This window comes from Vulcaniibacterium thermophilum (assembly GCF_007923255.1).
GTDB classification, from domain to species: domain Bacteria; phylum Pseudomonadota; class Gammaproteobacteria; order Xanthomonadales; family Xanthomonadaceae; genus Lysobacter_F; species Lysobacter_F thermophilum.
Genome location: NZ_VOHJ01000061.1, coordinates 1 through 7,447, shown reverse-complemented (window position 1 = coordinate 7,447; position 7,447 = coordinate 1). Strand labels below are relative to the sequence as shown.

The following is a 7,447-nucleotide window of genomic DNA, read 5'->3' as shown; positions in this document are numbered from 1 at the left end:
CAACCGGCGGTCGTGGTCCTCGGCGCCGGTGGCGACCGGATCGAACAGCAGGGCGGCCTGCAGGGTCTTCCCCGGCGGCACCAGCGGCGGGCGGTCGGCGTATTCGATGCGGGTGATGAGGCCTTCGCTGTCCCTTAGGACCCTGGCGTCCGTCGGATCGCGAATGCCGCGCTCCTCGATCATCCGCAGCAGCGCCGCGGCTTCTTCCGAACCGCGACTGAAGCCGAGGCCGACCACGCGGATCTGGGCGTTCGGATCTTGCTTGAGCCACTCCCACGCTTGCTCGCAAAGCTGGTAGTACGCCGTCTCGACCCGCTCGTTGAAGGTGTGGGCGAAGCGCCCGTCCCAGAGCCGTTCGGGCGTTCGCAACACGCCGTTCTGGGTGAACGTGCCTTCGACATAGCCGGCTGCGATGTTCGCTGGCCGCGTCGTTTCGATCTGCCAGAAAATCCTGGCGACCGCGCTCCAGTTCTCGGGCTTGTCGTCGTACAGGCTGTTGCCGGTGCCGTCGAGCGCGGCGACGAACAGGCGCTCGTGCGGGTTGTCGCTGCGCACGAGCACCGGCACGCGAAGCTGCTCCAGCGCGGCGTGAGCGCGACGATAGCTGTCCAGATCGTCCCGATCGGCGGGATAGGCGTCGCCGCCCGGGGGCCTTCCGATGGTGCCCATGTTCTGGCGTCCGTGCTCAATACGTGCGGCTGAAGACCTTGATCAGGTCGCTGCGGCCATGACTATAGGGATTGCCCGGGATTTGCGGGGCTTTGGTCCAGATCGTGGCCCGCATGTACACGTTGATCGTGCGGTCGTTGACCTCGAGGATGATGCCGGGCGCGCCGGACGTCGCGTTGGGCGTGGCGTCCTCGCGCGCGACGTTGTGGCGGATCAGTTCGTCCCTGAAGATCTCCCCGATGTCCACCTCCGCCTCCAGCGGCGTGCCGTCCTTCGCGCGCCAGCTCACCTTGGCGGGCGGCGGGAAATTCGGGATCGGGCCGCGTCCGGCCGATAGCAGCTTTTCGAGCGGGCGGCCGTAGGACTCGACGGACGGACTGGGTTCGTCGCTGCCGTGCGGGAAGCCGCGATACAGGATTCGGCAGCTCTGCGTGTTGAAGCAGTGCGCGCCGAAGTAATGCGCCTTGAACTTCAACGGCCACTCGACGCCATCGTCCGGCTCGTGCGCGGTGGGGCTGGTCGCGGCGGTGCTGCTCATGGCGGCGGAACATCCTGTCAGTGCGAGGGAGACGGCCATCAGGGCGGAGCCGTAGCGGCTCCGGCGGGAAGCGGTCATCGCGGTCGTCCTTGGCGATCGGTGAGCGCATGCTACGCAGGCGGCGGACAAGCACGCAACGGCGGCGGCGGCCGATCGCGCGGCGCGCGCGGTGGGCGCCGAGCCCCTGCCTTACGACGCCAGCACCGCCGCGGTGCGCTGAGGGCACCGGCGCCGGCCCCGCGAAAAGTTGTGAACTTCGTCACAAAATATTACCTTGCGCGACCCCGCCCTTGGGACGGCGGGCGATCACATGGGGGAGATTCCTGTGCGCAAGGTTTCTGTTCGCATCGCATCGGCCGCGATCGCCGCAGCCCTGGGTGCCGCCTCGCCGGCGTTGGCCGGCGAGTCCTGCCAGCTCGACGACGGCACCACCGGCGCCGGCACCGCCACCGGCACCGGTGCCGTGGCCTGCGGCCACAACAATTCGGCCGACGGCAGCAATGCCACCGCGGTGGGCAACAACAACAATGCGTCCGCGTCCAGTGCCACTGCCGTCGGCCTCTTCAACGTCAGCTCGCAGTACGGCGCGAGCGCGGTCGGTCTGGCCAACACCGCCTCCGGCGCCTACGCGCAGGCGTTCGGCTACTACAACACCGCCTCCGGCGTGACCGCGACCGCCCTCGGCATCGGCAATACGGCCAGCGGCGAGGAGTCCACCGCGATCGGGATGGGCACCACGGCTTCCGGCATGCGCAGTACCGCCATCGGCCGGGGCGCGCGCGCCGGTGCCGACGACAGCCTCGCGGTCGGCGGCTGGTATGACCGCAACGGCAACGGCTGGATCGAGGCCGATGAGTTCACCTCGGTGACCGGCCGGTATGCGGCGGCGTTCGGTGCCGGTGCACAGGCGACGGCCGCGGGCGCCACCGCGCTGGGCAGCGCCAACCTCGCCACCCGCGACGGCGCCAGCGCGGTCGGCTTCGCCAACACCGCCTCCGGCCTGTACTCGCAGGCGTTCGGCAACCAGAACACCGCTTCGGGCACGTTCTCGACCGCGCTGGGCATGAGCAACACGGCCAGCGGTACTGAAGCGACCGCGGTCGGCATGGGCAACAGCGCCAGCGGTGCGCGCAGCACGGCGATCGGCCGCGCCACGGTCGCCAGCGCCGACGACAGCGTGGCGATCGGCGGCTGGTACGACCGCGATGGCGACGGCTCGATGGGAGCCGACGAAGTGACCTACGCCACCGGCACCCATTCGACCGCGCTTGGCGCCGGTGCGCGCGCGCAGGACAGCCGGGCGCTCGCCCTCGGCGCCGGCAGCCGGGCCTTGGTCGCCGACAGCGTCGCGCTCGGCACCAGCTCGGTGGCCGACCGCGCCAACACGGTGTCGGTGGGTGCCTCGGGCGCCGAACGCCAGGTCGTCAACGTGGCCTCCGGCACGCAAGCCACCGACGCGGTCAACCTGTTCCAGCTCTCGCAGGTGGGCAGCGCGCTCGGCGGCTCGTTCGCGGGCGGTGCGTTCGTCGCCCCGCAGTACGTGATCCAGGGCAGCGCCTACAGCGACGTCGCCAGCGCGTTCGCGGCCGTCGACGGCCGCCTGACCGGGCTGCAGGCGCAGATCGACACGCTGCAGGGCGCGGCGCTGTTCTACTCCACGCCCGATCGTTCGCGGATCGACCTGCAGGGCACCAACGGCACCCGCATCGGCAACCTCGCCGACGGCATCCAGAGCACCGACGCGGTCAATCTCGGCCAGATGCAGGCGGGCGATACGCAGACCCTGACCAGCGCCAACGGCTACACCGACCAGCGCGCCGCCGAAACCCTCGCCAACGCCAACGGCTACACCGACCAGCGCGCCGCCGAGACCCTCGCCAGCGCCCACGGCTATACCGACCAGCGCGCCGCGCAGACCTTGCAACAGGCCAATGGCTACACCGACCAGCGCTCCGCGCAGACGTTGCAGCAGGCCAACGGTTACACCGACCAGCGGGCCGCGCAGACGCTGCAGCAGGCCACGGCCTACACCGACCAGCGGGTGGCGAACCTGACGCTCGCGTTCGATGCCTTCCGTGGCCAGATCGAGGACCGCTTCACCCAGCAGGACCGCCGCATCAGCCGGCAGGGCGCGATGTCCTCGGCGATGATGCAGATGTCCGGGAACATCGCCTACGCGCAGCCGGGACGTGGCCGCCTCGCGGTCGGCGCGGGTTGGCAGGATGGCGAATCGGCGCTCTCGGTCGGCTACGGCCGCCGCCTCGGCACGAACGTGACGCTGAGCATCGGCGCGGCATTCTCCAGCTCGGAAAAATCGGCCGGCGTGGGCTTCGGCATCGACACGCCCTGAGCCGATCGCGACAGCGGGACCGGAAACCGGCCCCGCTGTCCTCGGTACGCAAGGTCACGGGCGGCGCACGGCCGCCCGGACGCTCAGGATGTGCCGTTCGAGGGTCATTTGTCGTGGCGCGACTTGTCGGGCTTGGCGTGCGTGCGGTACTCGGTGTCGCTGACAAAGCCGTCCTTGTCGGCGTCCATCATGTCGAAGTTGCTCTTGAAGCCGGCGTCGACCTCGCCTTCGGTGCGGCTGATGCGGCCGTCGCCGTCGGTGTCGAGCGTGGCCCACACGGCGCGCGAAGCGGCCATCGAATGCGTCGCCGCCTGCGAGGCGCCCTGCGTCTGGGCGCGGTCGTTGCGCATCGAGCTGTCCTGCTGCTCGGTGCTCTGGCCCTGCTGCTGCGCGGTCGTGCCCTGCTGGCTGCCGAGCGTGTCGCTGGTGCCGGTGGAGCCGCTCTGCGCGAAGGCGATCGGGGTGGCGAGCGTCGCGGCGATGGCGAGCGTCAGGATGGAACGGGTCTTCATGGATCGTCTCCTCGGTTGCATGCGCCCGCGGGGGAACGGGCGAGCGGCGGACCTTGCCGAGGCGGGCGTCGAAGCCCGGTGAGATCCACGGCCGGGTTCATCCGCTGGCCGGGCATCGCGCTTTCCGACGGCGCGAGGACGTTCAGTGCCCGGCGGTCGCCTGCGCGAATTCCTGGGCGTCGTGGGAACAGACGATGCGCACCTCGGCCGGATGCTGCCGGGCCAGCTCGCGCAGGCGCTCCTGGTTGAGCCTGCGGGCGTTGCGGTCGGTGTCCATCATCCGCTGGTACAGGCGCAGGCCCGGCGCGCAGCGGGGCGCGCCGCCGTCGCGCGGGATCTCGCGGCGGTCGAAGTAGGCGTCGCCGGCCAGCAGCAGCCAGCGGCCGGCGGCATCGCGCACCGCCACTCCGCAATGGCCGAGCGTGTGGCCCACCAGCGGCACCAGCAGGATCTCGGGCGGCAGCCCGTCGAGCTGGCGCACGCAGCGGAAGCCGTACCACGCCTCGCCGTGCGCGGTGTAGGTCTTCCATTGCACCGCGCGGTTCCACTGCAGCGGGCGGTAGCGGCGATGCGCCACCCAGCCGCGCGCGTGCGTGGCGGCGTTCAGTTCCTCCGCGTAGACGTGCACTTTCGCGTGTGGGAAATCCTCGATGCCGCCGGCGTGGTCGAAATCCAGATGCGTGAGCAGGATGTGGCGGACGTCGGTGTCGGCGTAGCCGAGCGCGCGCACCTGCGCCCATGCGGTCTCCGCCATCCGCCGCCGCGGGCGCAGCAGCGAGGTCATCGCGCGGCTGAGGCGTGGGTAGGGCTCTTCGACGTCCTTGCGCCCCAGTCCGGTGTCCACCAGCACCAGCCCGGCCTCGGTCTCGATCAGCAGGCAGTGGCAGACCAGGCTGGCGCCGCGCAGCACGCCCGGCCGGCCGTCGATCAAGCGCCCGCCCAGCGGGCAGAGGGTTCCGCAGTTGAGGTGGTGGATGCGCATGCCGGGCGCCTCGCGAGAAGCGTGCCACCCGTGCGGGCGTGCGTCGCCGGCGGCGGTGGTGGCCGGCGCCGGACGAAGTTGCAGGCGGCGGCAAAGGCTGCGTCAGCGCGCGCCGGATCCGCCCGCCGGCCGGATCGGGTGGCCGCCGAACGCGGCGCGCATCGCCGCCAGCAGCTTCTCGCCGAACGGATCGGTTTCGCGCGAGCGCAGGCGCTGCAGCAGCGACAGCGCGATCACCGGCGTGGACAGATCGGCCTCGATCGCCTCGGCGAGCGTCCAGCGGCCTTCGCCCGAGTCCTCGACGTAGGGCGCGATGCCGTCCAGCGCCGGGTTGGCCTCGAGCGCTCCGGCGGTCAGGTCCAGCAGCCACGAGCGCACCACGCTGCCGTGGCGCCACAGCTCGGCCACCTGCGCCAGATCGGGCACCAGCGCCTCCTTGCGCTGCAGCAGGGCGAAGCCTTCGGCGTAGGCCTGCATCAGGCCGTACTCGATGCCGTTGTGGACCATCTTCACGAAGTGGCCGGCGCCGATCGGGCCGACGTGCGCCCAGCCGCGGTCGGGCGCGGGCGCCAGCGTCTGCAGCAGCGGGCGGATCGCGGCGATGTCGTCGGCCTCGCCCCCGGCCATCAGGCAGTAGCCCTCGCGCAGGCCCCAGACGCCGCCGCTGGTGCCGACGTCGACGAAGCGGAGCCCGCGCGCGGCCAGCGCCTGCGCCCGGCGCTGGCTGTCGCGGTAATGGCTGTTGCCGCCGTCGATCACGCGGTCGCCCGGGGCCAGGTGCGGCAGCAGCGCCTCGATCGTCGCGTCCACCGCCGCCGCCGGCACCATCAGCCACAGCGTGCGCGGCGCCGCCAGGGCCGCGGTCAGCGCGGGCAGCGCGTCCACGGCCTCCACGCCGCGCGTCGCGGCCGCCTCGCGCGCGCTCGGCAGCGGGTCGAAGCCGAGCACGCGGTGTCCGCCGCGCGCCAGCCGTTCGGCCATCGCCGCACCCATCCGGCCCAGGCCGATCATGCCCAGCTCCATCGTCGCTCCTCCTCGTCGGGCGGCATGCCGCAGGTCGCCGCGCTCAGTCGTTCTCGGCACGGGCGGCGACCGCGAGCTCGCCGTCGGCATCCAGCGTCACCTCCAGCTCGATCGGCCGGCAGCAGACGCTGCAGTCCTCGACATACCGCTGCGCGCCCGCGCTGTCGTCGACGAACACCGTGATCCGTTCGCCGCAGTGCGGGCAGACGATCTCGAAGCTGGGCAGCAGGCCGGAATCGTCGTCGTCCACGAGCATCGCCAGCACCTCCGGTGGGGGACCGGCCCCAAGCATGCCGCAGCCGGCGGTGAGGAATCGCGAACGCGGATGTCGAAATCCGGCGCACCCGTTCGTCGTGCCCACGAATGCGGACGGATCGGCCGTCCGCGCCGATGGAGGAAACGGACATGCGTGTGATGGTGATCGTGAAGGCCAGCCCCGAGTCGGAGGCCGGGGTGATGCCCGATACCGCCCTGCTGGAGGCGATGGGCCGCTTCAACGAGGAGCTGGCCAAGGCCGGCGTGCTGCTGGCCGGGGAAGGGCTGCATCCCAGCTCCAGGGGCGTGCGCGTGCGCTACGAGGGCGCGCGCCGGACGGTGATCGACGGCCCGTTCGCGGAGACCAAGGAACTCGTGTGCGGCTTCTGGCTGTGGCAGGTGCGCTCGATGGACGAGGCGATCGAATGGGCGCGCCGCTGCCCCAATCCGCACGCGGAGCCGTGCGAGGTGGAGATCCGCCCGGTGTTCGAGATGGACGATTTCGGCGAAGCGCTCACGCCCGAACTGCGGGCGCAGGAAGAGCGGCTGCGCGCGCAGACCGCGGCCGGCTGAGGCGGTGCGATGGACGCCTGCCCCTATCTCAACTTCGACGGCCGCTGCCGCGAGGCCTTCGCGTTCTACGCCGAGGTGCTCGGCGGCCGCATCGACTTCCTTCAGACCTTCGGCGAATCGCCGGGCTGCGACGGCATGGCGATGCCGCGCGATGCGGTGATCCATGCGTCGCTGTCGGCGGACGCGGTGCGGCTGATGGGCTCGGACTGCCCGAAAGAGCGCTTCCGGCCGATGCAGGGCCTGTACGTGGCGCTGCAGATCGACGACCCCGACCGGGCGCGGCGCGTGTTCGAGGCGCTGATGGACGGCGGCCGCGTCGAGATGCCGTTCGCGCCGACGTTCTGGTCGGCCGGGTTCGGCTGCGGCACGGACCGCTTCGGCACGCCGTGGATGGTCAACTGCACGCGGGCGCCGTGAGCCGGTGTCGGTCCTGTTCCTGCTGCTGAGACGGGCCATCGAGCGGGACGCGGCGGCGGACGCCGCGCCCGCCCCGGCCGCGCCGGACGACGGCGGCCGCGAGCCGCCGGAGCGCACCGGCGCCGGCG

The 7,447-nt window shown here is 71.7% G+C and carries 9 protein-coding genes; 3 read left to right on the top strand and 6 right to left on the bottom strand.

Translation table 11 applies throughout. The features are described from left to right. The coding region (locus FQY64_RS14340) for a phospholipase effector Tle1 domain-containing protein (RefSeq protein WP_186761044.1) at positions 1-669 on the bottom strand (669 nt) is incomplete at its 3' end. Positions 670-685: 16 nt separating this feature from the next. Then, a complete protein-coding gene (locus tag FQY64_RS14335; RefSeq protein WP_146475382.1) occupies positions 686-1,285 on the bottom strand; it encodes a hypothetical protein in 600 nt (199 codons plus the stop codon). A 247-nt stretch (positions 1,286-1,532) separates the two neighbouring features. Here FQY64_RS14335 and FQY64_RS14330 point away from each other — a divergent pair, with 247 nt between their 5' ends. Further along, a complete protein-coding gene (locus tag FQY64_RS14330; protein ID WP_186761042.1) occupies positions 1,533-3,557 on the top strand; it encodes a YadA-like family protein in 2,025 nt (674 codons plus the stop codon). A gap of 104 nt (positions 3,558-3,661) precedes the next feature. Here FQY64_RS14330 and FQY64_RS14325 read toward each other — a convergent pair whose 3' ends face one another. The 4 genes from FQY64_RS14325 to FQY64_RS14310 all read right to left on the bottom strand — a co-directional run bounded on the left by FQY64_RS14325 (position 3,662) and on the right by FQY64_RS14310 (position 6,330). After that, positions 3,662-4,069 (bottom strand): EF-hand domain-containing protein, encoded by a 408-nt coding sequence (locus tag FQY64_RS14325; RefSeq protein ID WP_186761040.1) that lies wholly within the window; start codon positions 4,067-4,069, stop codon positions 3,662-3,664. A 142-nt stretch (positions 4,070-4,211) separates the two neighbouring features. Further along, positions 4,212-5,051, bottom strand: a complete 840-nt coding sequence (locus FQY64_RS14320) for an MBL fold metallo-hydrolase (RefSeq protein ID WP_146475376.1) — start codon at positions 5,049-5,051, stop codon at positions 4,212-4,214. Positions 5,052-5,153: 102 nt separating this feature from the next. Continuing rightward, positions 5,154-6,074 (bottom strand): phosphogluconate dehydrogenase (NAD(+)-dependent, decarboxylating), encoded by a 921-nt coding sequence (gene gnd, locus FQY64_RS14315; protein ID WP_146475374.1) that lies wholly within the window; start codon positions 6,072-6,074, stop codon positions 5,154-5,156. A 43-nt stretch (positions 6,075-6,117) separates the two neighbouring features. Beyond that, a complete protein-coding gene (locus FQY64_RS14310; RefSeq protein ID WP_146475372.1) occupies positions 6,118-6,330 on the bottom strand; it encodes a CPXCG motif-containing cysteine-rich protein in 213 nt (70 codons plus the stop codon). 149 nt (positions 6,331-6,479) lie between these two features. On the opposite strand from FQY64_RS14310, the gene FQY64_RS14305 reads away from it, so the two are divergent. Together FQY64_RS14305 and FQY64_RS14300 are read left to right on the top strand one after the other, a co-directional pair. Continuing rightward, positions 6,480-6,902: a YciI family protein gene (locus FQY64_RS14305; protein ID WP_146475370.1), complete on the top strand. Its 423-nt coding sequence runs from the start codon at positions 6,480-6,482 to the stop codon at positions 6,900-6,902. Between the two features lie 9 nt (positions 6,903-6,911). Continuing rightward, the gene (locus FQY64_RS14300) at positions 6,912-7,319 is read left to right on the top strand and encodes a VOC family protein (protein WP_146475368.1); all 408 of its coding nucleotides are present in this window, start codon (positions 6,912-6,914) and stop codon (positions 7,317-7,319) included. Positions 7,320-7,447 lie beyond the last annotated feature (128 nt).

Coding starts and splice junctions, on each gene's coding strand:
- FQY64_RS14335 (WP_146475382.1), bottom strand. CDS start 1,285: ATGACCGCTTCCCGCCGGAGCCGCTACGGCTCCGCCCTGATGGCCGTC.
- FQY64_RS14325 (WP_186761040.1), bottom strand. CDS start 4,069: ATGAAGACCCGTTCCATCCTGACGCTCGCCATCGCCGCGACGCTCGCC.
- FQY64_RS14320 (WP_146475376.1), bottom strand. CDS start 5,051: ATGCGCATCCACCACCTCAACTGCGGAACCCTCTGCCCGCTGGGCGGG.
- gnd (WP_146475374.1), bottom strand. CDS start 6,074: ATGGAGCTGGGCATGATCGGCCTGGGCCGGATGGGTGCGGCGATGGCC.
- FQY64_RS14310 (WP_146475372.1), bottom strand. CDS start 6,330: ATGCTCGTGGACGACGACGATTCCGGCCTGCTGCCCAGCTTCGAGATC.
- FQY64_RS14305 (WP_146475370.1), top strand. CDS start 6,480: ATGCGTGTGATGGTGATCGTGAAGGCCAGCCCCGAGTCGGAGGCCGGG.
- FQY64_RS14300 (WP_146475368.1), top strand. CDS start 6,912: ATGGACGCCTGCCCCTATCTCAACTTCGACGGCCGCTGCCGCGAGGCC.